We start from the raw sequence: 25577 nt of genomic DNA, 5'->3' as shown, positions 1-25577 counted from the left end.
ACGGCCTCAGAAAGTGACGCCAGCACAGAGAATGATATTCGCATACGGGGAACACTCCCCGCTGCGAATTACCGCCTGACTGTCTGCGGTTTGTTTTTTAAATTGTTCATGCGTGGTGTAACGAATTTCTATGGTGTTTCCCTGGTGTTGTTGCAGTTGCTCAATGTGGCTGAGCAACGTTTCGTGGAGCTGCGGATTATGTTGTTTAATTTCCGTCGCGAGAATGGCCGATTCAACCTGCATTTCACGGGTCACCACATCCAGTACCTGCATAAAAGAAGGTACGCCCTGGGTTAATGCCATATCGATACGTGTTGTACTGTGTGGGATGGGTAAACCTGCATCACACACTACCAGCGTATCGGTATGCCCCAGACGGGAGATAACCGATGAAATATCGGAATTGAGTACGGTGCCTTTCTTCATTTTCTTACTCCACTAGCGAAACGTTTCGCTGGTAGTCAGTGTAGTCTGAGATGTGAGCAAATAACCACCATGACGTAACAGATTTGTGATCGCCGTCGAAACGTTTCGCTAAGTGAAATGGAATGCCATGGGGAGAGTTTTTTTGCCGGGTGGCGCTGCGCTTACCCGGCCTACCGTTTTCGTAGGCCCGAGCAAGCGCAGCGCCGCCGGGCGAAGGTGTTGCAGATGCTAAATTTCGACCTGTGTCCCCAGTTCAATCACGCGGTTAGGCGGGATCTCAAACTGATCGGGCGCGCGCAGCGCGTTACGCTGGAGAAGAAGATAGAGTTTGCCACGCAGACGTAAATACCAGGGACGCTTGCCAACGATTAACGACTCGTGCGACATAAAGAACGACGTCTCCATCATCCGGCAGCTCAACCCTTCCAGACCGCAGCGGTGGAAGACCTCTTCGACATTCGGCGTTTCACGCCAGCCGTAGCTGGCAACGACGCGCCAGAACGTCGGCGATAACTGCTCAATCTGCACACGACGGACGTTATGCACATACGGCGCATCTTCAGTACGCAGCGTCAGCAGGATAACCCGCTCATGCAACACCTTGTTGTGCTTGAGGTTGTGCATCAGGGCAAAGGGGATCACATTCAGCGCGCGAGACATGTACACCGCAGTGCCCGGCACGCGTACCGGCGGGGATTTCTCCAGCGAGGCGATCATCGCTTCCAGAGAGTTACCGTGCTCGTGCATACGGCGCAGCAGGCGGAAACGTTCGCTCTTCCAGGTGGTCATGATAGTGAACATCACCAGACCCAGCGACAACGGCAACCAGCCGCCGGACAGCAGTTTGTCGAGGTTTGCCGAGAACAGCGGAATATCGATACACAGGAACCCAACGAGGATCAGCGCCACGAAGTACTTATTCCAGTGCCAGTTTTTACGCGCCACGGTTGTCGAGAGAATCGAAGTCAGCACCATCGTACCGGTCACGGCGATCCCGTACGCTGCCGCCAGATTACTGGAGTGCTCGAAGCTGACAATCACTATCACCACCGCGATATAGAGCATCCAGTTGACGAACGGAATATAGATCTGCCCGGACTCCATTTCTGACGTATGAATGATGCGCATGGGCGACAGATATCCCAGACGAACCGCCTGACGCGTCAGCGAGAAGACGCCTGAAATTACCGCCTGTGAAGCGATCACCGTCGCCAGTGCCGCAATGATCAGCAGGGGAATCAATGCCCAGTCCGGCGCCAACAAAAAGAACGGGTTTTTTATCGCTTCCGGGTGTTTTAACAGCAGTGCCCCCTGGCCAAAGTAGTTGAGCACCAGCGATGGCAGGACCACCGTAAACCATGCCAGGCGAATAGGGAACTTACCGAAATGCCCCATATCGGCATACAACGCTTCAACGCCGGTAATCGACAGCACCACCGCGCCAAGCGCAATAAAGGAGACGGTTTTGTATTCAAGGAAGAAATGCACCGCCCACATCGGGTTCAACGCCTGCAGCACTTCCGGGTTAGCAATAATACTGCGCAGGCCGAGTACGGCCAGAATCAAAAACCAGGCCAGCATAATGGGCGCAAACAACTTTCCCACCATCCCGGTACCGTGCTTCTGAATCATAAACAGCAGCGTCAGGACGATAATCGACAGCGGGACAATCCAGGTATCCAGTTGCGGCGCGATGATCTCCAGACCTTCAATGGCCGACATCACCGAGATGGCCGGGGTGATCACCACCTCGCCATAAAAGAAGCTACCGCCAATTAAGCCCATGATGACCAGTATAGAGGTCATTCGCGCGGAGGTATTACGCCCTGCCAGCGACATCAGCGTCAGGATCCCCCCTTCGCCAGCGTTATCTGCACGCATAACGAAAGTCAGATACTTAATGGAAACCACAAAGATGAGTAGCCAGAAAATCAGCGACAAAAAACCAAAAACGGCATCACGTTCAACGCCAAAACCAAACTGACCGGACAAACATTCACGAAGTGTATAAAGTGGGCTGGTACCAATATCACCGTAGACAACCCCAATGGCTGCGAGTGTTACCGCAGACAATGATTGCTTATTATCAGTGCTCATAGACTAGTCTTTCATATATAAAGAAATGTGTGCGTAGTCCCTTGGCCCACAAAAACGCACAGTATGCACGATTCAAAGCAAAATCGTACCCCTAAATGAGCCCAGATTAACCAGGCTCAAAGAAAAACAAACAGCCTCTCAGACAAGTTCAGCCTATGGAGTGAAACGTCTATACTCGCTGTTAACGCAGTACATTTTATGAAAGGACGCCACTCTATTATGGCTCACCCACATTTATTAGCGGAAAGAATTTCCCGCCTGAGCAGCGCGCTGGAAAAAGGTCTCTATGAACGCAGTCACGCCATTCGGCTTTGCCTGCTGGCCGCCCTGAGCGGTGAAAGTGTTTTCTTGCTTGGCCCTCCGGGGATCGCCAAAAGCTTGATCGCCCGCCGGCTGAAATTTGCCTTCCAGAATGCACGTGCCTTCGAATATCTGATGACGCGTTTCTCCACGCCGGAAGAGGTTTTTGGCCCGCTCTCTATTCAGGCGCTAAAAGATGAAGGTCGTTACGAACGCTTAACTGCAGGTTATCTTCCCGAAGCAGAAATCGTCTTTCTCGATGAGATCTGGAAAGCGGGTCCAGCAATTCTCAATACGTTGTTAACTGCGATTAACGAACGTCATTTCCGTAACGGCGCACACGAAGAAAAAATCCCCATGCGCCTGCTGGTGGCCGCCTCCAACGAACTGCCGGAAGCAGACAGTAGCCTGGAAGCGCTGTATGACCGTATGCTGATCCGCCTGTGGCTGGACAAAGTGCAGGACAAAGCCAACTTTCGCTCCCTGCTGATAAGCCAACATAACGAAAGCGAAAACCCGGTTCCCGCCTCGCTACAGGTGAGCGATGACGAGTATTACCGATGGCAGAAGGACATTGGCGCCATTACGCTGCCCGATCATGTTTTTGAGCTGATTTTTACGCTGCGCCAGCAACTGGATAATCTGCCGAATGCGCCCTATGTCTCAGACCGCCGCTGGAAAAAAGCCATTCGTCTGTTACAGGCCAGCGCCTTCTTTAGCGGCCGCGACGCCGTTGCCCCTATCGATCTCATCCTGCTGAAGGATTGCCTGTGGTATGACGCCCAGAGCCTGAACCTGATGCAACAGCAGCTCGAAATATTGATGACCGGGCACGCCTGGCAACAGCAGACAATGCTGACGCGTCTTGGCGGCATCGTTCAGCGACGCATTCAGTTGCAGCAACAGCAAAGCGATAAAACCGCCTTTACTGTGTTGCGTCAGGGAGGCATGTTCAGTCGTCGTCCGCATTACGATTTGCCCGCCGAGATCACCTCGACAACCCTGACGCTGCTCCTGCAAAAACCGTTGAAATTGCATGACATGGAAGTGATCCACATCGCTTTTGATCGCAGCGCGCTGGAGCAATGGCTGGCGAAAGGGGGTGAGATCCGCGGCAAGCTCAACGGGATCGGCTTTGCCCAGACGTTGAATATGGAAGTCGATAGCGCCCAACATCTGGTGGTGCGTGATGTCAGTTTACAGGGTACGCGGCTGGCGCTTCCGGGTTCATCAGAAGAGGCTATGCCAGGCGAGATTAAGCAACAACTGGAAGAGCTGGAAAACGACTGGCGTCAGCAGCATACCCGCTTCAGCGAGCAACAAAAGTGCCTGTTTGTTCATAACGACTGGTTAGGTCGTATTGAGGCCAGCCTTCAGGATGTGGGTGAGCAGATCCGTCAGGCGCAACAATGCTGACACTGGATACACTCAATGTCATGTTAGCCGTCAGTGAAGAGGGGATGATCGAAGAGATGATCCTCGCGCTGCTGGCCTCGCCGCAGTTGGCGCTTTTTTTTGAAAAATTCCCCCGCCTGAAAGCGGCAATCACAGACGATCTACCGCGCTGGCGCGAAGCGCTACGCAGTCGACTAAAGGACGCGCGCGTACCGCCGGAGCTGACGGAAGAGGTAATGTGTTATCAGCAAAGCCAGCTTCTCTCCACCCCACAGTTCATCGTCCAGCTACCGCAAATACTGACACTGTTGCACCGATTGCACTCACCGTATGGCGGACAGGCACAGCAACTGGTGGACAGCAACGCAGTATTCACACCCGCCCTGCACACGCTCTTTTTGCAGCGCTGGCGCTTAAGTCTGGTGGTGCAGGCCACTACGCTTAATCAACAGTTGCTTGAAGAGGAACGTGAGCAACTGCTCAGTGAAGTTCAGGAACGAATGACCCTGAGCGGTCAACTGGATCCTGTACTGGCGGAAAACGAGACCGCCGCAGGTCGGCTGTGGGATATGAGTGCAGGCCAGCTCAGACGCGGTGATTATCAGTTGATCGTGAAGTACGGTGATTTTCTGAGCGAACAGCCGGAGCTGATGCGACTGGCAGAGCAACTGGGCCGCTCCAGAGAAGCCAAATCCGTCCCGCGAAAAGATGCGCCGATGGAGACCTTTCGCACGCTGGTGCGCGAGCCCGCAACGGTACCCGAGCAGGTTGACGGTATTCAGCAGAGTGACGATATTCTGCGTCTGTTGCCGCCGGAACTGGCCACGCTTGGCATCACGGAACTGGAGTATGAGTTTTACCGGCGGCTGGTGGAAAAACAGCTGCTCACTTATCGTCTGCACGGTGAAGCCTGGCGCGAGAAGGTCACCGAGCGGCCCGTGATTCATCAGGATTTCGATGAGCAGCCGCGCGGACCGTTCATTGTCTGCGTAGACACCTCCGGTTCGATGGGCGGCTTTAATGAACAGTGCGCGAAGGCCTTTTGCCTGGCCTTAATGCGCATCGCCCTTGCCGATAACCGTCGCTGCTTCATTATGCTGTTTTCCACAGAAGTGGTGCGCTACGAGCTTTCCGGTCCGCAAGGTATCGAGCAAGCCATTCGCTTTCTGAGTCAACGATTTCGCGGCGGTACGGATATCGCCAGCTGTTTTCGCGCCATTATTGAACGCATGCAGGGACGGGAGTGGTTTGATGCCGATGCGGTGGTGATTTCAGATTTTATCGCCCAGCGCTTGCCTGACGAGGTGGTGAGTAAAGTCGGGGAGTTACAGCGAGTCCATCAGCATCGCTTTCATGCGGTGGCGATGTCAGCACATGGCAAACCCGGCATCATGCGCATTTTCGATCATATCTGGCGCTTTGATACCGGGATGCGAAGCCGCCTGCTCAGACGCTGGCGGCGATAAGATTACAGCAGAGAGTCAACGCTTTCACGAACCTGCGCAGGCCATACGCCGCACTGAACCTGACCTATGTGCGGCAGTTGCAGCAGCAGCATCGTTAAACGCGACTGACCAATGCCGCCGCCGATAGTCTGCGGCATTTCACCGCGCAGCAGCGCCTGGTGCCATTCCAGACTCAGACGATCTTCATCACCGGTAAGCTGAAGCTGATGTTTCAGCGCATCGGCATCCACACGGATCCCCATGGAGGAGAGTTCAAACGCATCCTCCAGCACCGGGTTCCAGACCAGGATATCGCCGTTCAGACCGGCATATCCCAGATCGGATGCAGAGCTCCAGTCATCATAGTCCGGCGCACGAACGTCATGGCGGTGACCGTCGCTGAGCTTGCCGCCAATCCCTACCAGGAAGACCGCACCCAGCTCTTTGGCGATCGCACGTTCACGACCTTTTGCATCAAGACCCGGATAACGGCTCAGTAATTCCTGGCTGTGAACAAAGTGGATCTGCTCTGGCAGGAACGGTGCCAGACCAAATTCTTTGCTTACCGCCGCTTCGGTCGCTTTAATTCCCGCCCAGATAGCCTCTACCGTGCTTTTCAGAGTGGAGAACTGACGCTCACCGTCGCCCATCACGCGTTCCCAGTCCCACTGATCGACATAAACCGAGTGGAGCGGGGAGAGGCGATCTTCATCCGGGCGCAGGGCTTTCATGTGCGTGTAGAGCCCTTCGCCCGCGCTGAAGTCGTGTTGTCCCAGAGTTTGACGTTTCCATTTAGCCAGTGAATGAACCACTTCAAACTGGGCATCTGGCAGCGCTTTCACTTTCACCTGTACCGCTTTTTCACAACCCGACAAGTTATCCTGCGTGCCATCCCCTACACGGCTGAGGATCGGTGCCTGGACTTCAATCAGACCCAGACGCTCCTCCAGTTGACGAGAGAAGTGAGATTTTACGAAGCTAATTTGGCGTTGTTTGGCAATGTAAGCGGTTTTCATTTTTTTACTCCTGCGTCCTGTTGCCTATGATTAAGCAACAGAATGGGGGCAATATTCAATAATCAACAAACAAAAAGCCGCATTCGATTTTGATTCGTTAAAATAACCCGCTAAAATAGAGTGAATCATTAATACACATAAGAAAAACCTATGGAAAATTATCAGATCGACAATCTGGACCGCGGCATTCTGGATGCCTTAATGGAAAATGCCCGTACCGCCTACGCCGAACTGGCAAAACAGTTTGGCGTCAGTCCGGGGACCATTCACGTCCGCGTAGAAAAAATGAAGCAGGCGGGGATCATTACCGGTGCGCGTATTGATGTCAGCCCGAAGCAACTGGGTTACGACGTCGGCTGCTTTATCGGCATCATCCTTAAAAGCGCCAAAGACTATCCTTCGGCGCTGGCCAGACTGGAGAGCCTTGATGAAGTCACCGAGGCGTACTACACCACCGGCCACTACAGCATCTTTATTAAGGTGATGTGCCGGTCAATCGATGCGCTCCAGCATGTACTTATCAACAAGATCCAAACAATTGATGAAATTCAGTCCACCGAGACGCTGATCGTCCTGCAAAACCCGATCATGCGTACCATTAAGCCGTGATCGCCTTTTTTAATCCCACATTTTTCCACAGGTAGATCCCAGCTCACTCACAGCGTACAATGCAGCCTCGCAAGCCTATCCCAGTAGGCGTAGTTGTTGAAATCAGTTTGGTTGCACCAGCGCACAGAAACCGGAGCGTACTGTCGTACGTGAGGATTTCGAGCTCTGCCCGGAGCCAAAATGACGAATGAAATAGCCTAATGGGATAGGCTTTTAAAAGGATGGGCTCGTATGGCTGACATTACTCTTATTAGCGGCAGCACCCTCGGCGGTGCTGAATATGTTGCAGAACACCTGGCTGAAAAGCTGGAAGATGCCGGTTTTTCAACCGAAACACTGCACGGTCCGCTGTTAGACTCCCTGTCTGCAACGGGGATCTGGCTGGTCATTAGCTCCACGCACGGCGCGGGGGACATTCCGGATAACCTTGTTCCTTTATATGAAGATCTTCAGTCGCAAAAACCGGATCTGTCTCAGGTTCGTTTCGGCGCGATCGGTATCGGCAGTCGCGAATATGACACCTTCTGTGGCGCTATTGAGAAGATCGAAGCTGAACTGAAGCATTCAGGCGCCAAACAGATTGGCGAAACGCTGAAGATCAACATCCTTGAACACGACATTCCGGAAGATCCGGCTGAAGTCTGGCTGGGATCCTGGATTAATTTACTCAAATTAGTGTAAAGATCGTGCGATCGAGTGTGGATAAGTCTGTCAGGAACCTTGGATTAACCGGTAGTTATCCAAAGAATAACCGTTGTTCAGTTTTTGAGTTGTGTATAACCCTTCATTCTGATCCCAGCTTATACGGACCAGGATCACCGATCATTCACAGCTAATGATCCTTACCAACGTATTGATCTTAATGCCCGGATCCGGCTTATCCACAGCGGATGGCGATCCTAATAAGAGATCACAATAGAACAGATCTCTAAATAAAAAGATCTTCTTTTTAATACCCAGGATCCCGGGGTCTTTCTCAAGCCGACAAAGTTGAGTAGAATCCACCGCCCGGGCTTCAATCCATTTTCACACCGCGTTATGCGAGGCAATTACCATGTTTTATCCGGATCCTTTTGACGTCATCATCATTGGCGGGGGTCATGCAGGCACTGAGGCCGCGATGGCCGCAGCGCGTATGGGTCAACAAACCCTGCTTTTGACACACAATATCGACACGCTGGGGCAGATGAGCTGCAACCCGGCGATTGGCGGCATTGGGAAGGGACACCTGGTAAAAGAAGTGGATGCGCTCGGCGGGCTGATGGCAAAAGCGATCGACCATGCGGGGATCCAGTTTAGGATACTAAACGCGAGCAAAGGACCGGCGGTTCGCGCCACCCGTGCTCAGGCGGATCGTGTGCTGTATCGTCAGGCGGTACGCACTGCGCTGGAGAATCAGCCAAACCTGATGATCTTCCAGCAGGCGGTTGAAGATCTTATCGTCGAAAACGATCGTGTTGTCGGCGCTGTAACTCAGATGGGCCTGAAGTTTCGCGCCAAAGCCGTGGTGCTGACCGTCGGGACATTCCTTGACGGCAAAATTCATATTGGTCTGGATAACTACAGCGGTGGCCGTGCTGGTGATCCGCCGTCCATTCCGCTCTCTCGCCGCCTGCGTGAACTGCCGCTGCGCGTAAGCCGTCTTAAAACCGGCACGCCGCCACGTATTGATGCACGCACGATTAATTTCAGCGTGCTGGCACAGCAACATGGCGACAACCCGATGCCGGTCTTCTCGTTCATGGGTAACGCAGCCCAGCACCCACAGCAGGTGCCGTGCTATATCACGCACACCAATGAGAAAACCCATGACGTGATCCGCAATAACCTCGATCGTAGCCCGATGTATGCCGGCGTGATCGAAGGGATCGGCCCGCGTTACTGTCCATCGATCGAAGACAAAGTGATGCGCTTTGCCGACAGGAACCAGCATCAGATCTTCCTGGAACCGGAAGGACTGACCTCTAACGAAATTTACCCGAACGGGATCTCCACCAGCCTGCCTTTCGATGTGCAGATGCAGATTGTTCGCTCGATGGAAGGGATGGAGAACGCGAAAATCGTCCGTCCGGGTTATGCCATTGAGTATGACTTTTTCGATCCGCGTGACCTGAAACCAACGCTGGAAAGCAAATTCATTCAGGGCCTGTTCTTTGCCGGACAAATTAACGGCACGACGGGCTACGAAGAAGCTGCTGCGCAGGGGCTGCTTGCAGGGCTTAACGCCGCGCGTCTGTCTGCGGACAAAGAGGGCTGGGCTCCGGCGCGTTCTCAGGCGTATCTCGGCGTACTGGTCGACGACTTGTGCACGCTGGGGACCAAAGAGCCGTACCGCATGTTCACCTCGCGCGCTGAATACCGTCTGATGCTGCGTGAAGACAACGCCGATCTGCGTCTGACCGAAATGGGTCGTGAACTGGGGCTGGTGGATGACGTCCGCTGGGCTCGCTTCAACGAGAAGCTGGAGAACATCGAACGCGAACGTCAGCGTCTGAAATCCACCTGGGTGACGCCTGCGGCAGAATCGGCCAGCGAAGTGAACGCTCACCTTACCGCGCCGCTGTCTCGTGAAGCCAGTGGTGAAGATCTGCTGCGACGTCCGGAAATGACCTACGCACAGCTCACAACCCTGACCCCGTTTGCGCCCGCACTGGAAGACGTGCAGGCCGCTGAGCAGGTAGAGATCCAGGTGAAGTACGAAGGCTATATCGCACGTCAGCAGGATGAGATCGAAAAACAGCAGCGCAATGAAAACACGCTGCTGCCAGCAACGCTGGATTATCGCCAGGTGTCCGGCCTGTCGAACGAAGTGATTGCCAAGCTGAACGATCACAAACCGGTTTCGATCGGTCAGGCATCACGTATCTCCGGCGTAACGCCTGCGGCCATCTCCATTCTGCTGGTGTGGCTGAAAAAACAGGGTATGCTGCGCCGCAGCGCTTAATGTGTTGAACATTGCCCGGTAGCGCTTCGCTTACCGGGCAAATTATTTAGAACAGGTAATCACCGTGCTCAACAAACTCTCTCGCCTGCTGGCAGACGCCGGCATTTCGCTTACCGATCACCAGAAAAATCAGCTGATTGCGTATGTTGAGATGCTGCACAAATGGAACAAAGCGTACAACCTGACCTCGGTGCGGGATCCCAACGAGATGCTGGTTCGTCACATCCTCGACAGCATTATCGTTGCGCCGCATTTGCAGGGGGAGCGTTTTATTGATGTCGGTACTGGACCGGGATTACCAGGAATACCGTTGTCTATTGTGCGACCGCAAGCGCATTTCACCCTGCTCGACAGTCTCGGTAAACGCGTGCGTTTCCTGCGTCAGGTCCAGCATGAGCTGAAACTGGATAACATCACGCCGGTACAGAGCCGGGTTGAAGAATTTCCCGCTGAACCGCCGTTTGATGGCGTGATCAGCCGGGCGTTTGCCTCACTTAATGACATGGTGAGCTGGTGTCATCACCTGCCAGACGAGAAGGGTCGTTTTTATGCGCTGAAAGGTCAGTTGCCGGAAGACGAGATTGCGTCGCTGCCTGCTGAGTTTTGCGTTGAGTCAGTCATTAAACTGCAGGTTCCGCATCTGGAAGGTGAACGCCATTTGGTGGTGATTAAGCCAAACAAAATTTAATATTTATCAAAAAAAATCGAACTTTTTCTTGTTAAAACACTGAGACATTTTTGCCGATATAAGTCGTTACACTTAACGCCACGTTTACTGTCTATTATCAACAGAGCAACGTGGCGTTTTTGGCTAAAGACAAAATTAGTCAACACTGAAAATATCAGGCTGCTAAAAATCCAGGTATTGAATCACTCTCAGGTGTTGAATTTTTATTAAAAATGTCAATGGTTGGTTTTTGAGATGTAAGCAGTCGTTTTTAAAAGAGTGAGCGAATTTAGGCTTAAATATCAAAAAGTTGAAAAGGCATCATTTGCCAAGTAAATAAATACCGTCGGGGCGAATATGCTCAATATGTGATCTGAAGCACGCTTTAACACCAGTGTTTACGCGCCATTTGCAGTTTTGCATGATCGTTCACAGTTTGGCTAAAAGTCATAAATGTGGGCCAGGGAAAAATATTTAAACATTTATTCACCTTTTAGCTACTTATTGTTTGAAATCACGAGGGCGCACCGTATAATTTGACCGCTTTTTGATGCTTGACTCTAAGCCTTAAAGAACGTTTTATACGACACGCGGCATACCTCGAAGGGAGCAGGAGTTAAAAACGTGATGTCTGTGTCGCTCTTGAGTCGAAACGTTGCTCGTAAGCTTCTGTTCATTCAGTTTCTGGCGGTAGTAGCAAGTGGATTGCTGTTCAGCCTCAAAGACCCCTTCTGGGGCCTCTCCGCGATAGGTGGAGGGATGGCAGTCTTTCTGCCTAATATGTTGTTTATGATATTTGCCTGGCGTCACCAGGCGCATACACCTGCTAAAGGCCGAGTGGCCTGGACGTTCGCCTTCGGCGAAGCCTTCAAGGTGTTAGCGATGCTGATGTTGCTGGTGGTGGCGCTGGCGGTTTTGAAGGCGGTATTTTTGCCGCTGATCGTTACGTGGGTTTTGGTGCTGGTGGTTCAGATACTGGCGCCGGCTGTAATTAACAACAAAGGGTAAAAGGCATCATGGCTTCAGAAAATATGACGCCGCAGGATTACATAGGACACCATCTGAGTAACCTTCAGTTGGACCTGCGTACATTCTCGCTGGTGGATCCGCATAACCCCCCAGCCACCTTCTGGACGCTCAATATTGACTCCATGTTTTTCTCGGTGGTGCTGGGTCTGTTGTTCCTGCTTATGTTCCGCAGCGTGGCCAAAAAGGCGACCAGCGGCGTACCAGGCAAGTTTCAGACCGCGATTGAGCTGGTGATCGGCTTTGTGCATGGTAGCGTGAAAGACATGTACCATGGCAAAAGCAAGCTGATTGCACCGCTGGCCCTGACGATCTTCGTCTGGGTATTCCTGATGAACCTGATGGACTTACTGCCAATCGACTTGCTGCCGTACATCGGCGAGCATATCTTCGGTCTGCCTGCACTGCGCGTGGTTCCGTCTGCGGACGTGAATATTACCCTGTCCATGGCGCTCGGCGTATTTATCCTCATTCTGTTCTACAGCATCAAAATGAAAGGCATCGGCGGCTTCGCGAAAGAGTTGACGCTGCAGCCGTTCAATCACTGGGCGTTCATCCCTGTCAACTTAATCCTTGAAGGGGTAAGTCTGCTATCTAAACCGGTTTCTCTCGGTCTGCGACTGTTCGGCAACATGTATGCCGGTGAGCTGATTTTCATTCTGATTGCTGGTCTGTTGCCGTGGTGGTCACAGTGGATCCTGAATGTGCCATGGGCCATTTTCCACATCCTGATTATTACGCTGCAAGCCTTCATCTTCATGGTTCTGACGATTGTCTATCTGTCGATGGCGTCTGAAGAGCATTAATTTACCAACACTACTACGTTTTAACTGAAACAAACTGGAGACTGTCATGGAAAACCTGAATATGGATCTGCTGTACATGGCTGCCGCTGTGATGATGGGTCTGGCGGCAATCGGTGCTGCGATCGGTATCGGCATCCTCGGGGGTAAATTCCTGGAAGGCGCAGCGCGTCAACCTGATCTGATTCCTCTGCTGCGTACTCAGTTCTTTATCGTTATGGGTCTGGTGGATGCTATCCCGATGATCGCTGTAGGTCTGGGTCTGTACGTGATGTTCGCTGTCGCGTAGTAAGCGTTGCTTGAATTAAGAGCAATATCAGAACGTTAACTAGATAGAGGCATTGTGCTGTGAATCTTAACGCAACAATCCTCGGCCAGGCCATCGCGTTTGTCCTGTTTGTTCTGTTCTGCATGAAGTATGTATGGCCGCCGTTAATGGCTGCCATCGAGAAGCGTCAAAAAGAAATTGCTGACGGTCTCGCTTCTGCTGAACGCGCACACAAGGATCTTGACCTTGCAAAGGCCAGCGCGACCGACCAGCTGAAAAAAGCGAAGGCGGAAGCTCAGGTAATCATCGAGCAGGCGAACAAACGTCGCGCTCAGATCCTGGATGAAGCCAAAACGGAAGCAGAGCAGGAACGTACTAAAATCGTGGCCCAGGCGCAGGCGGAAATTGACGCCGAGCGTAAACGTGCCCGTGAAGAGCTGCGTAAGCAAGTTGCTATCCTGGCTGTTGCTGGCGCCGAGAAGATCATCGAACGTTCCGTGGATGAAGCTGCTAACAGCGACATCGTGGATAAACTTGTCGCTGAACTGTAAGGAGGGAGGGGCTGATGTCTGAATTTATTACGGTAGCTCGCCCCTACGCCAAAGCAGCTTTTGACTTTGCCGTCGAACACCAATGTGTAGAGCGCTGGCAGGACATGCTGGCGTTTGCCGCCGAGGTGACTAAAAACGAACAAATGGCAGAGCTTCTCTCTGGCGCACTGGCGCCGGAAACGCTCGCCGGGTCGTTTATCGCAGTTTGCGGTGAGCAACTGGACGAAAACGGTCAGAACCTGATTAAGGTGATGGCTGAGAATAACCGTCTGAATGCGCTCCCGGATGTTCTTGAGCAGTTTATTCACCTGCGTGCCGCGAGTGAGTCTATCTCTGAGGTAGAAGTCACGTCCGCGAACGAACTGAGTGAAGAACAGCTTGCGAAGATTAGCGCTGCGATGGAAAAACGTCTGTCACGCAAAGTTAAGCTGAATTGCAAAATCGATAAGTCTGTAATGGCGGGCATCATCATCCGTGCGGGTGATATGGTCATTGATGGCAGCGTACGCGGCCGTCTTGAACGCCTTGCAGACGTCTTGCAGTCTTAAGGGGACTGGAGCATGCAACTGAATTCCACCGAAATCAGCGAACTGATCAAGCAGCGCATTGCTCAGTTCAGTGTTGTGAGTGAAGCTCACAACGAAGGTACTATTGTTTCTGTAAGTGACGGTGTTATCCGCATTCACGGCCTTGCCGACTGTATGCAGGGTGAGATGATTTCCCTACCGGGTAACCGTTACGCTATCGCACTGAACCTGGAGCGCGACTCCGTGGGTGCAGTGGTGATGGGTCCCTACGCTGACCTCGCCGAAGGCATGAAGGTTAAGTGTACGGGGCGTATTCTGGAAGTTCCGGTCGGCCGTGGCCTGCTGGGTCGTGTGGTGAACACCCTGGGTGCACCTATCGACGGTAAAGGTCCGGTTGAACACGATGGCTTCTCGCCAATCGAAGTTATCGCACCGGGCGTTATCGAACGTCAGTCGGTCGATCAGCCGGTGCAGACCGGTTATAAATCCGTTGATGCCATGATCCCAATCGGTCGTGGTCAGCGTGAACTGATCATCGGTGACCGTCAGACCGGTAAAACCGCGATGGCAGTCGATGCGATTATCAACCAGCGTGATTCCGGCATCAAATGTGTGTACGTGGCTATCGGCCAGAAAGCGTCCACCATTTCTAACGTGGTACGTAAACTGGAAGAACACGGCGCACTGTCCAACACCATCGTTGTGGTGGCGACCGCGTCTGAATCTGCTGCACTGCAATACCTGGCGCCATATGCCGGTTGTGCAATGGGTGAATACTTCCGTGACCGCGGTGAAGATGCGCTGATCGTTTATGATGATCTGTCCAAACAGGCCGTTGCTTACCGTCAGGTTTCCCTGCTGCTCCGTCGTCCGCCAGGACGTGAAGCATTCCCTGGCGACGTATTTTACCTCCACTCCCGTCTGCTGGAGCGCGCATCCCGCGTTAACGCGGAATACGTTGAGAAATTCACCAAGGGTGAAGTGAAAGGTAAAACCGGCTCTCTGACCGCTCTGCCGATTATCGAAACCCAGGCGGGTGACGTTTCTGCGTTCGTTCCGACCAACGTAATTTCTATTACCGATGGTCAGATCTTCCTGGAAACCAACCTGTTCAACTCCGGTATTCGTCCTGCAGTTAACCCGGGTATCTCCGTATCTCGTGTAGGTGGCGCAGCGCAGACCAAGATCATCAAGAAACTGTCCGGTGGTATTCGTACCGCACTGGCACAGTATCGTGAACTGGCGGCGTTCTCTCAGTTCGCTTCCGACCTGGATGACGCTACGCGTAAGCAGCTGAGCCACGGTCAGAAAGTAACTGAACTGCTGAAGCAGAAACAGTATGCCCCAATGTCTGTTGCACAACAGGGTGTGGTGCTGTTTGCGGCTGAACGCGGTTACCTCGAAGATGTGGAACTGGCGAAAATCGGTAGCTTCGAAGCCGCTCTGCTGGCTTATGTCGACCGTGATCACGCTCCGCTGATGCAAGAGATTAACCAGTCCGGTGGCTATAACGACGAAATCGAAGGCAAGCTGAAAGCTATCCTCGATTCCTTCAAAGCAACCCAGTCCTGGTAACGTCTGGCGGCTTGTCTTAGGACTGGCCGCAAGGCATTGAGGAGAAGCTCATGGCCGGCGCAAAAGAGATACGTAGTAAGATCGCAAGCGTCCAGAACACGCAGAAGATCACTAAAGCGATGGAGATGGTCGCCGCTTCCAAAATGCGTAAATCGCAGGATCGCATGGCGGCCAGCCGTCCTTATGCAGAGACCATGCGCAAAGTGATTGGTCACCTTGCGAATGGTAATCTGGAATATAAGCACCCGTACCTGGAAGAACGCGACGTTAAACGCGTGGGCTACCTGGTGGTGTCGACTGACCGTGGTCTGTGCGGTGGCTTGAACATTAACCTGTTCAAAAAACTGCTGGCGGATATGAAAACATGGTCCGATAAAGGCGTTCAGTGCGATATCGCAATGATCGGCTCTAAGGGCGTGTCTTTCTTTAATTCCGTTGGTGGTAACGTGGTTGCTCAGGTAACCGGTATGGGGGATAACCCTTCCCTGTCCGAACTGATCGGTCCGGTTAAAGTGATGCTGCAGGCTTACGATGAAGGTCGTCTGGACAGACTGTACGTTGTCAGCAACAAATTTATCAACACCATGTCTCAGGTTCCGACGCTGACTCAACTGCTGCCATTACCGGCATCAGAAGATGAAGAGTTAAAACAAAAAGCCTGGGATTACCTGTATGAACCCGATCCGAAACCGCTGCTGGATACCCTGCTGCGTCGTTACGTTGAATCTCAGGTTTATCAGGGCGTGGTAGAAAACCTGGCCAGCGAGCAGGCCGCACGTATGGTGGCGATGAAAGCCGCGACCGACAATGGCGGCAGCCTGATTAAAGAGCTGCAGTTGGTATACAACAAAGCTCGTCAGGCCAGCATTACTCAGGAACTCACCGAAATCGTCGGTGGTGCATCCGCGGTATAACCAGGTTAATTCGTAGAGGATTCAAGATGGCTACTGGAAAAATTGTCCAGGTAATCGGCGCCGTGGTTGACGTCGAATTCCCTCAGGATGCCGTACCGCGCGTGTACGATGCTCTTGAGGTTATGAATGGTAGTGAGAGCCTGGTGCTGGAAGTTCAGCAGCAGCTCGGCGGCGGTATCGTACGTACCATCGCGATGGGTTCTTCCGACGGTCTGCGTCGTGGTCTGGAAGTAAAAGACCTCGAGCACCCGATCGAAGTCCCGGTAGGTAAAGCAACTCTGGGTCGTATCATGAACGTCCTGGGTCAGCCGATCGACATGAAAGGCGATATCGGTGAAGAAGAGCGTTGGGCGATTCACCGCGCGGCACCTTCCTATGAAGAGCTGTCCAGCTCTCAGGAACTGCTGGAAACCGGCATCAAAGTAATGGACCTGATCTGCCCGTTTGCGAAGGGCGGTAAAGTCGGTCTGTTCGGTGGTGCGGGTGTAGGTAAAACCGTAAACATGATGGAACTCATCCGTAACATCGCGATCGAGCACTCCGGTTATTCCGTGTTTGCAGGCGTGGGTGAGCGTACTCGTGAGGGTAACGACTTTTACCACGAAATGACCGACTCTAACGTTCTGGATAAAGTATCCCTGGTTTATGGTCAGATGAACGAGCCGCCGGGAAACCGTCTGCGCGTAGCGCTGACCGGTCTGACCATGGCTGAGAAATTCCGTGACGAAGGTCGTGACGTTCTGCTGTTCGTCGATAACATCTATCGTTATACCCTGGCCGGTACGGAAGTTTCCGCACTGCTGGGCCGTATGCCTTCAGCGGTAGGTTATCAGCCGACCCTGGCGGAAGAGATGGGTGTTCTGCAGGAACGTATCACCTCTACCAAAACCGGTTCTATCACTTCCGTTCAGGCGGTATACGTACCTGCGGATGACTTGACTGACCCGTCACCAGCCACCACCTTTGCTCACTTAGATGCAACCGTGGTACTGAGTCGTCAGATAGCCTCTCTGGGTATCTACCCGGCCGTTGACCCGCTGGACTCCACCAGCCGTCAGTTGGATCCGCTGGTGGTTGGTCAGGAACACTACGACACCGCGCGTGGCGTTCAGTCCATCCTGCAACGTTACCAGGAACTGAAAGATATCATCGCGATCCTGGGTATGGACGAACTGTCCGAAGAAGACAAACTGGTGGTAGCACGCGCACGTAAAATTCAGCGCTTCCTGTCCCAGCCGTTCTTCGTTGCTGAAGTCTTTACCGGTTCTCCAGGTAAATTCGTATCGCTGAAAGATACTATCCGTGGCTTTAAAGGCATCATGGATGGCGAATACGATCACCTGCCAGAGCAGGCGTTCTATATGGTTGGCACCATCGAAGAAGCTGTCGAGAAAGCCAAAAAACTTTAACGCCTTAATCGGAGGGTGATATGGCAATGACTTACCACCTGGACGTCGTCAGCGCAGAGCAACAAATGTTCTCTGGTCTGGTCGAGAAAATCCAGGTAACGGGTAGTGAAGGTGAACTGGGGATTTTCCCTGGGCACGCCCCACTGCTCACCGCCATTAAGCCTGGTATGATCCGCATCGTTAAACAGTTCGGTCATGAAGAGTTTATCTACCTGTCTGGCGGCATTCTTGAAGTGCAACCTGGCAGCGTGACCGTGCTGGCTGATACCGCGATTCGCGGGCAGGATCTCGATGAAGCGAGAGCCCTGGAAGCGAAACGTAAGGCTGAAGAGCACATTAAGAGCTCTCATGGTGACGTGGATTACGCTCAGGCATCTGCGGAACTGGCCAAAGCGATCGCGAAACTGCGCGTTATCGAGTTGACCAAAAAAGCGATGTAACACCGGGTTGAAAAGCAAAAACCAGTCTGATTTCAGGCTGGTTTTTTTTTGCCTGTCATTTTTGTACCTCTGCGTCATCTTTCTTTATGGATCAAAAAAAGAGCAAAAACATTAGCCTGGCGCGTTAATCACGATATCAGGTGACTTTTCAGAAGACAAAAGCCGCAGCAATGGACGAAAATGTCTCTATCTCCGTTGGGGAAAACTCGCGATTGTGCGTTTTATCCTCTGCCCATTTCACGATGAAAAAAATGTAGTATTTTCAATGTGAAACGGTATAAATTCGTTCTCAAATTACAGTCAGGGCGCGTATGTTGAATAAAGCGATGAGCGTAGTGATCCTTGCCGCAGGCAAAGGCACTCGTATGTATTCCGATCTTCCAAAAGTGCTGCACACCCTTGCCGGGAAATCGATGGTTCAGCATGTTATTGATGTTGCTAATGAATTAGGTTCATCTCAGGTTCATCTGGTTTATGGCCACGGCGGCGACTTGCTTAAAAAAAGCCTGAAAGAAGACAACCTGAACTGGGTGTTGCAGGCCGAGCAGTTGGGCACCGGCCATGCTATGCAGCAGGCAGCGCCTTTCTTTGGCGATGATGAAGACATTTTAATGCTCTACGGCGATGTCCCGCTGATCTCAATTGAAACCTTACAGCGTTTGCGCGATGCTAAACCGCATGGCGGCATTGGCTTGCTAACCGTGAAGCTGGACGATCCGAGCGGCTATGGTCGTATCACGCGTGAGAACGGCAAAGTGACCGGCATCGTTGAGCATAAAGATGCCAATGACGAACAGCGTCAGATCCAGGAAATCAATACCGGGATACTGATTGCAAACGGCGCGGACATGAAGCGCTGGCTGTCTAAACTGACCAATAATAATGCGCAGGGTGAATACTACATCACCGATATCATTGCGCTGGCTTATCAGGAAGGCCGCGAAATCGCAGCCGTTCATCCCGATCGTCTGAGTGAAGTCGAAGGCGTAAATAACCGCCTGCAACTTTCCCGTCTGGAACGTGTTTACCAGTCCGAGCAGGCAGAAAAACTGCTGCTGGCTGGTGTGATGCTGCGCGATCCGGCGCGTTTTGACCTGCGCGGTACGCTCATTCACGGGCGAGATGTCGAAATTGATACTAACGTTATCATCGAAGGTCACGTCCGCCTTGGCCATCGCGTGAAGATTGGCGCGGGTTGCGTCATTAAGAACAGCGTCATTGGCGATGACTGTGAAATCAGTCCATACAGCGTGGTGGAAGATGCCAGTCTTGAAGCAGCCTGCACTATCGGACCGTTCGCGCGTCTGCGTCCTGGTGCGGAACTGATGGAAGGCGCTCACGTGGGCAACTTCGTCGAGATGAAAAAAGCGCGTCTCGGTAAAGGCTCAAAAGCGGGTCATCTGAGCTATCTGGGCGATGCGGAAATTGGCGATAACGTGAATATTGGTGCGGGTACGATCACCTGTAACTACGATGGCGCGAATAAGTTTAAAACCATCATTGGTGACGATGTGTTTGTCGGATCCGATACCCAACTGGTGGCGCCGGTGACCGTAGGTAACGGGGCGACCATTGCGGCGGGGACCACCGTCACTCGTGACATCGCGGATAATGAACTGGTCATCAGCCGTGTACCGCAGGTGCATAAGCAGGGCTGGAAACGTCCGGTGAAGAAAAAGTAACAACCTGGCGGGTGCGCTTCGTTTACCCGCCCTACGTTTTTGTAGGCCTGATAAGGCGTAGCCGCCATCAGGCTAACTCGGCTGAGGAGGTAAAAATATACCTCCCGCCCAAAAGCAGTACCTATAAAAATAACCCCACTCTCTACAAGGCTCGGGGCGCCCGAAAAGTCGGGCATACAGGTCGAAAGACAACGACAGGCATAATGCCTTGATTCGGAATAAAAAACTATGTGTGGAATTGTTGGCGCTATCGCGCAACGTGATGTAGCTGAAATCCTTCTTGAAGGTTTACGTCGTCTGGAATACCGCGGTTACGACTCTGCTGGTCTGGCCGTGGTGGATGCAGAAGGTCATATGACCCGTCTGCGTCGTCTGGGTAAAGTACAGATGCTGTCTCAGGCTGCGGAAGAACATCCGCTGCACGGCGGCACCGGTATTGCTCACACCCGTTGGGCTACGCATGGCGAACCTTCGGAAGCAAACGCGCATCCGCATGTTTCTGAGCACATTGTGGTGGTGCATAACGGCATCATCGAAAACCATGAACCGCTGCGTGAAGAACTGAAAGCGCGCGGCTATACCTTCGTTTCAGAAACCGACACCGAAGTGATTGCTCACTTAGTGCACTGGGAGCTGGAACAGGGCGGTACGCTGCGTGATGCAGTGCTGCGCACCATCCCACAACTGCGCGGGGCGTACGGTACGGTGATCATGGATACCCGTCATCCGGATACGCTGCTGGCTGCGCGTTCGGGTAGCCCGCTGGTTATCGGTCTGGGGATGGGCGAAAACTTTATCGCTTCCGATCAGCTGGCGCTGCTGCCGGTGACCCGTCGCTTTATCTTCCTGGAAGAAGGCGATATTGCGGAAGTGACCCGTCGTTCCGTTGCGATTTTTGATAAAAATGGCGCGGACGTGAAACGTCAGGACATCGAATCTAATCTGCAATATGACGCCGGTGATAAAGGTATCTATCGCCACTATATGCAGAAAGAGATCTACGAACAGCCGAACGCGATTAAAAACACCCTGACCGGGCGCATTAGCCACGGCGAAGTGGATTTAAGCGAACTCGGACCAAAGGCCAACGAACTGTTGTCTCAGGTTGAACATATCCAGATTATCGCGTGTGGGACGTCCTACAATTCCGGGATGGTTTCTCGCTACTGGTTTGAATCTCTGGCTGGCATTCCGTGCGACGTCGAAATCGCCTCCGAATTCCGCTACCGTAAATCAGCAGTACGTCGTAACAGCCTGATGATCACCCTGTCTCAGTCTGGCGAAACGGCAGATACGCTGGCTGGCCTGCGTTTGTCGAAAGAGCTGGGCTATCTGGGCTCTCTCGCCATCTGTAACGTTCCGGGCTCTTCTCTGGTGCGTGAATCGGATCTGGCGATGATGACCAATGCCGGCACGGAAATCGGCGTGGCCTCGACGAAAGCGTTTACTACCCAGTTGACCGTTCTGCTGATGCTGGTGGCAAAACTGGCGCGTCTGAAAGGTCTGGATGCGTCCATTGAGCATGACATCGTTCATGGCCTGCAGGCGCTGCCGAGCCGCATCGAGCAAATGCTCTCTCAGGACAAACGCATTGAAGCGTTGGCTGAAGATTTCTCCGACAAACATCACGCTCTGTTCCTGGGCCGTGGCGATCAGTATCCGATCGCGCTGGAAGGCGCGCTGAAGCTGAAAGAGATCTCCTATATCCACGCAGAAGCCTATGCGGCAGGTGAGCTGAAACACGGCCCGCTGGCGCTGATTGATGCCGATATGCCGGTTATCGTTGTGGCGCCAAACAATGAACTGCTGGAAAAACTGAAGTCCAACATCGAAGAAGTGCGCGCCCGCGGCGGTCAGCTGTATGTCTTCGCCGATCAGGACGCCGGTTTTGTCAGCAGCGACAATATGCACATCATTGAGATGCCGCATGTGGAAGAGGTGATTGCGCCAATCTTCTACACCGTGCCGCTACAGCTGCTGGCCTATCACGTGGCGCTGATTAAAGGCACCGACGTGGATCAGCCGCGTAACCTGGCTAAATCGGTTACCGTCGAGTAAAACACTCATGCCCTGCGAAAGCGGGGCATTTTTTTCGCGCCTGCGCTGTTTTTAATCAATTCTCCCGCCGTTTTAATGTGACAAATCGTCATCTTCAGCTACTTTTTTCAGTGTCACAGAAAGAAAATTTTTCTGAAAAGCTATTGTCATATTGTTAGTTAACTTCATGATAAACAGTAAAAAAATGATTTATATTTAACGTAAATTTTCATTGTCATAAAACTGTCATATTTCATACATTTTACTGTCACCTGTTTGTCCTATTTTGCTCATCGTAGCCACTTAACAATGATTTACGAAAATCTTGCAGGAGACATTATGAAAGTTATGCGTACCACTGTCGCAACTGTTGTCGCCGCGACCTTATCTATGAGCGCTTTCTCTGCGTTAGCAGCAGCAAGTCTGACGGGTGCAGGTGCAACTTTTCCTGCGCCGGTGTATGCCAAATGGGCTGATACTTATCAGAAAGAGACCGGTAGTAAAGTTAACTACCAGGGTATCGGCTCCTCCGGTGGTGTTAAACAAATTACAGCGAATACCGTTGATTTCGGTGCCTCTGATGCGCCGCTGTCTGACGAAAAACTGAATCAGGAAGGCCTGTTCCAGTTCCCGACCGTCATTGGCGGCGTGGTGCTGGCGGTGAATATCCCGGGTCTGAAGTCTGGCGAACTGGTGCTGGATGGTAAAACGCTGGGTGACATCTACCTGGGTAAAATCAAGAAGTGGGATGATGAAGCTATCACCAAACTGAACCCGGGCGTGAAACTGCCTTCTCAGAACATCGCCGTCGTGCGTCGTGCTGATGGTTCCGGTACCTCCTTCGTCTTCACCAGTTACCTGGCAAAAGTAAACGAAGAGTGGAAAACTAAAGTGGGCGCAGGCTCTACCGTTAACTGGCCAACCGGTCTCGGCGGTAAAGGTAACGACGGTATCGCCGCGTTCGTACAGCGTCTGCCGGGCTCCATTGGCTACGTTGAATACGCTTATGCTAAGCAGAACAACCTGGCATACACCAAGCTGATTTCTGCTGACGGTAAACCGGTTAGTCCGACCGAAGAGAACTTCGCCAACGCTGCAAAAGGCGCTGACTGGAGCAAATCCTTCGCGCAGGATCTGACGAACCAGAAAGGTGACGATGCGTGGCCAATTACTTCCACCACTTTCATCCTGGTTCACAAAGAGCAGAAGAAACCTGAGCAGGGTGCTGAAGTGCTGAAATTCTTCGACTGGGCATACAAAAATGGCGGCAAACAGGCGAATGACCTGGATTACGCCAGCCTGCCGGATAGCGTGGTTGAGCAGATCCGTGCGGCATGGAAGACCAATGTTAAGGATAGCAGCGGTAAAGCGCTGTACTAACAGAATATCTTTGACGAATTGGCGGATGGCGCTACGCTTATCCGCCCTACAGTTGTGAATGTAGGCCCGCTTTGTAGGCCGGATAAGCGTAGCGCCATCCGGCCAGGGCAACTTCGTAAACGCGTTTAATGGAAAGAGTGATTTATGGCTGCAACCAAGCCTGCTTTTAACCCACCGGGTAAAAAGGGTGACAAAATCTTCAGCGCGCTGGTAAAACTGGCTGCGCTGATTGTGCTATTGATGTTGGGTGGCATTATTGTCTCTCTGATCATCTCCTCCTGGCCCAGCATGGAGAAATTTGGTTTCTCCTTCCTGTGGACCAAAGAATGGGACGCGCCAAACGACATCTACGGTGCGCTGGTACCGATCTACGGTACGCTGGTCACCTCCTTTATCGCACTGCTGATCGCCGTTCCGGTGAGCTTCGGCATTGCCTTGTTTCTGACTGAACTTGCGCCTGGCTGGCTGCGTCGCCCGCTGGGTATCGCGATTGAACTGCTGGCGGCTATCCCGAGTATCGTATACGGCATGTGGGGCCTGTTTATCTTTGCTCCGCTGTTTGCCACTTATTTCCAGGAACCGGTCGGCAATATCCTTTCCAACATTCCGTTTGTTGGCGCGCTGTTCTCCGGCCCGGCGTTTGGTATCGGTATTCTGGCGGCTGGTGTGATCCTCGCCATCATGATAATCCCCTACATTGCGGCGGTAATGCGTGATGTGTTCGAACAAACGCCGGTGATGATGAAAGAGTCTGCCTACGGTATCGGCTGCACCACCTGGGAAGTCATCTGGCGCATCGTGTTGCCGTTCACCAAAAATGGGGTGATTGGCGGCATCATGCTGGGTCTGGGACGTGCGCTGGGCGAAACGATGGCGGTTACCTTTATCATCGGTAACACCTACCAGCTCGACAGCGCGTCGCTGTATATGCCAGGCAACAGCATCACCTCGGCGCTGGCGAATGAATTTGCGGAAGCGGAATCTGGCTTGCATGTTGCAGCGTTGATGGAGCTGGGTCTGATTCTGTTTGTGATTACCTTCATCGTGCTGGCAGCGTCTAAGTTTATGATTTTGCGCCTTGCGAAGAACGAGGGGGCACGCTAATGGCTACGCTTGAAATGCAAACCACCGCAGAGCTGGCGGAATCCCGCCGCAAAATGCAGGCGCGTCGCCGGATGAAAAACCGCATCGCGCTGACGCTCTCAATGGCGACGATGGTGTTTGGCCTGTTCTGGCTCGTCTGGATCCTGATGTCCACGATCACCCGCGGTATCGACGGGATGTCACTGGCACTGTTCACCGAAATGACGCCGCCGCCGAACACGGCGGGTGGCGGTCTGGCGAATGCCCTGGCGGGTAGTGGTCTGTTGATCCTCTGGGCGACCGTGTTTGGTACACCGTTGGGCATCATGGCCGGGATTTATCTGGCGGAATATGGTCGTAAATCCTGGTTGGCGGAAGTGATTCGTTTCATCAACGACATTCTGCTTTCCGCCCCGTCTATTGTGGTCGGTCTGTTCGTGTACACCATCGTGGTGGCGCAGATGGAGCACTTCTCCGGCTGGGCGGGCGTTATAGCGCTGGCGCTGCTGCAGGTGCCTATCGTGATTCGAACCACCGAGAACATGTTGAAACTGGTGCCAGACAGCCTGCGTGAAGCGGCTTATGCGCTGGGGACGCCGAAATGGAAAATGATCTCCGCGATTACGTTGAAAGCGTCTGTTTCCGGGATCATGACCGGTATCCTGCTGGCGATTGCGCGTATTGCGGGTGAAACCGCCCCGCTGCTGTTTACCGCGCTCTCCAACCAGTTCTGGAGTACCGACATGATGCAGCCGATCGCCAACCTGCCGGTCACCATCTTTAAATTTGCGATGAGCCCGTTTGCTGAATGGCAGCAACTGGCGTGGGCCGGGGTGCTGATCATCACGCTGTGCGTTCTGCTGCTGAACATTCTGGCACGTGTTATTTTCGCCAAGAGTAAACACGGCTAAAAACTGCCGGATGGCGGCACAAATGCCTTATCCGGCCTACATCTTCGTAGGCCTGATAAGCGCAGCGCCATC

Annotated in this window: 23 protein-coding genes; 20 read left to right on the top strand and 3 right to left on the bottom strand. The window is 52.7% G+C overall.

Annotation, left to right across the window (positions count from 1 at the left end; translation table 11 throughout):
• Positions 1–6: 6 nt before the first annotated feature.
• On the bottom strand, positions 7–426 hold the full coding sequence (rbsD, locus tag F384_RS20395; RefSeq protein ID WP_046492891.1) for a D-ribose pyranase: 420 nt from the start codon (positions 424–426) through the stop codon (positions 7–9).
• A 228-nt stretch (positions 427–654) separates the two neighbouring features.
• Positions 655–2523 carry a low affinity potassium transporter Kup gene (gene kup, locus F384_RS20390; protein ID WP_046492889.1) on the bottom strand — a complete coding sequence of 623 codons (1869 nt, stop codon included), beginning with the start codon at positions 2521–2523 and terminating at the stop codon, positions 655–657.
• Between the two features lie 219 nt (positions 2524–2742).
• On the opposite strand from kup, the gene ravA reads away from it, so the two are divergent.
• Complete coding sequence (gene ravA, locus F384_RS20385) at positions 2743–4239, top strand: ATPase RavA (RefSeq protein ID WP_046492887.1); 1497 nt, start codon at positions 2743–2745, stop codon at positions 4237–4239.
• A complete protein-coding gene (viaA, locus tag F384_RS20380) occupies positions 4233–5684 on the top strand; it encodes an ATPase RavA stimulator ViaA (protein WP_046492884.1) in 1452 nt (483 codons plus the stop codon). The genes ravA and viaA overlap by 7 nt, the downstream gene beginning before the upstream one ends.
• A 2-nt stretch (positions 5685–5686) precedes the next feature.
• On the opposite strand, the gene asnA is transcribed toward viaA, so the two are convergent.
• Positions 5687–6679: an aspartate--ammonia ligase gene (asnA, locus tag F384_RS20375; RefSeq protein WP_046492882.1), complete on the bottom strand. Its 993-nt coding sequence runs from the start codon at positions 6677–6679 to the stop codon at positions 5687–5689.
• A 150-nt stretch (positions 6680–6829) separates the two neighbouring features.
• Between asnA and asnC the strand changes: the two genes are divergently transcribed.
• The 18 genes from asnC to pstA all read left to right on the top strand — a co-directional run bounded on the left by asnC (position 6830) and on the right by pstA (position 25505).
• Complete coding sequence (gene asnC / locus F384_RS20370; protein ID WP_042323573.1) at positions 6830–7288, top strand: transcriptional regulator AsnC; 459 nt, start codon at positions 6830–6832, stop codon at positions 7286–7288.
• A gap of 231 nt (positions 7289–7519) precedes the next feature.
• Positions 7520–7969: an FMN-binding protein MioC gene (gene mioC / locus F384_RS20365; RefSeq protein ID WP_046492881.1), complete on the top strand. Its 450-nt coding sequence runs from the start codon at positions 7520–7522 to the stop codon at positions 7967–7969.
• Positions 7970–8342: 373 nt separating this feature from the next.
• Entirely contained in the window at positions 8343–10232 is a 1890-nt protein-coding gene (gene mnmG / locus F384_RS20360) for a tRNA uridine-5-carboxymethylaminomethyl(34) synthesis enzyme MnmG (protein ID WP_046492879.1), read from the top strand.
• A gap of 64 nt (positions 10233–10296) precedes the next feature.
• Positions 10297–10920, top strand: a complete 624-nt coding sequence (gene rsmG, locus F384_RS20355; protein ID WP_046492877.1) for a 16S rRNA (guanine(527)-N(7))-methyltransferase RsmG — start codon at positions 10297–10299, stop codon at positions 10918–10920.
• Positions 10921–11526: 606 nt separating this feature from the next.
• Complete coding sequence (gene atpI / locus F384_RS20350) at positions 11527–11907, top strand: F0F1 ATP synthase subunit I (protein ID WP_046492876.1); 381 nt, start codon at positions 11527–11529, stop codon at positions 11905–11907.
• 8 nt (positions 11908–11915) lie between these two features.
• Positions 11916–12731, top strand: coding sequence for a F0F1 ATP synthase subunit A (gene atpB, locus F384_RS20345; protein WP_046492875.1), 816 nt, complete (start codon positions 11916–11918; stop codon positions 12729–12731).
• A 46-nt stretch (positions 12732–12777) separates the two neighbouring features.
• Positions 12778–13017, top strand: coding sequence for a F0F1 ATP synthase subunit C (atpE, locus tag F384_RS20340; RefSeq protein ID WP_000429386.1), 240 nt, complete (start codon positions 12778–12780; stop codon positions 13015–13017).
• Between the two features lie 59 nt (positions 13018–13076).
• Positions 13077–13547 (top strand): F0F1 ATP synthase subunit B, encoded by a 471-nt coding sequence (gene atpF / locus F384_RS20335; RefSeq protein WP_003827022.1) that lies wholly within the window; start codon positions 13077–13079, stop codon positions 13545–13547.
• A gap of 14 nt (positions 13548–13561) precedes the next feature.
• Positions 13562–14095, top strand: a complete 534-nt coding sequence (atpH, locus tag F384_RS20330; RefSeq protein ID WP_046492464.1) for a F0F1 ATP synthase subunit delta — start codon at positions 13562–13564, stop codon at positions 14093–14095.
• Between the two features lie 12 nt (positions 14096–14107).
• Positions 14108–15649, top strand: a complete 1542-nt coding sequence (atpA, locus tag F384_RS20325) for a F0F1 ATP synthase subunit alpha (RefSeq protein WP_046492462.1) — start codon at positions 14108–14110, stop codon at positions 15647–15649.
• Positions 15650–15699: 50 nt separating this feature from the next.
• Complete coding sequence (atpG, locus tag F384_RS20320; RefSeq protein ID WP_005121458.1) at positions 15700–16563, top strand: F0F1 ATP synthase subunit gamma; 864 nt, start codon at positions 15700–15702, stop codon at positions 16561–16563.
• Positions 16564–16589: 26 nt separating this feature from the next.
• Positions 16590–17972 carry a F0F1 ATP synthase subunit beta gene (atpD, locus tag F384_RS20315; RefSeq protein ID WP_046492460.1) on the top strand — a complete coding sequence of 461 codons (1383 nt, stop codon included), beginning with the start codon at positions 16590–16592 and terminating at the stop codon, positions 17970–17972.
• A 20-nt stretch (positions 17973–17992) separates the two neighbouring features.
• On the top strand, positions 17993–18412 hold the full coding sequence (locus F384_RS20310) for a F0F1 ATP synthase subunit epsilon (RefSeq protein WP_003023809.1): 420 nt from the start codon (positions 17993–17995) through the stop codon (positions 18410–18412).
• Between the two features lie 311 nt (positions 18413–18723).
• Positions 18724–20094 carry a bifunctional UDP-N-acetylglucosamine diphosphorylase/glucosamine-1-phosphate N-acetyltransferase GlmU gene (gene glmU / locus F384_RS20305; protein ID WP_046492455.1) on the top strand — a complete coding sequence of 457 codons (1371 nt, stop codon included), beginning with the start codon at positions 18724–18726 and terminating at the stop codon, positions 20092–20094.
• Between the two features lie 228 nt (positions 20095–20322).
• Positions 20323–22152, top strand: coding sequence for a glutamine--fructose-6-phosphate transaminase (isomerizing) (gene glmS, locus F384_RS20300; protein WP_046492452.1), 1830 nt, complete (start codon positions 20323–20325; stop codon positions 22150–22152).
• Positions 22153–22470: 318 nt separating this feature from the next.
• Positions 22471–23511, top strand: coding sequence for a phosphate ABC transporter substrate-binding protein PstS (gene pstS / locus F384_RS20295; protein ID WP_046492450.1), 1041 nt, complete (start codon positions 22471–22473; stop codon positions 23509–23511).
• A gap of 144 nt (positions 23512–23655) precedes the next feature.
• Positions 23656–24615 (top strand): phosphate ABC transporter permease PstC, encoded by a 960-nt coding sequence (gene pstC, locus F384_RS20290; RefSeq protein WP_046492448.1) that lies wholly within the window; start codon positions 23656–23658, stop codon positions 24613–24615.
• Positions 24615–25505: a phosphate ABC transporter permease PstA gene (gene pstA / locus F384_RS20285; protein ID WP_046492444.1), complete on the top strand. Its 891-nt coding sequence runs from the start codon at positions 24615–24617 to the stop codon at positions 25503–25505. The genes pstC and pstA overlap by 1 nt, the downstream gene beginning before the upstream one ends.
• Positions 25506–25577: the final 72 nt, after the last annotated feature.

This window comes from Citrobacter amalonaticus Y19 (assembly GCF_000981805.1).
GTDB lineage: Bacteria > Pseudomonadota > Gammaproteobacteria > Enterobacterales > Enterobacteriaceae > Citrobacter_A > Citrobacter_A amalonaticus_C.
This window is presented reverse-complemented; position numbering and strand designations above follow the sequence as displayed.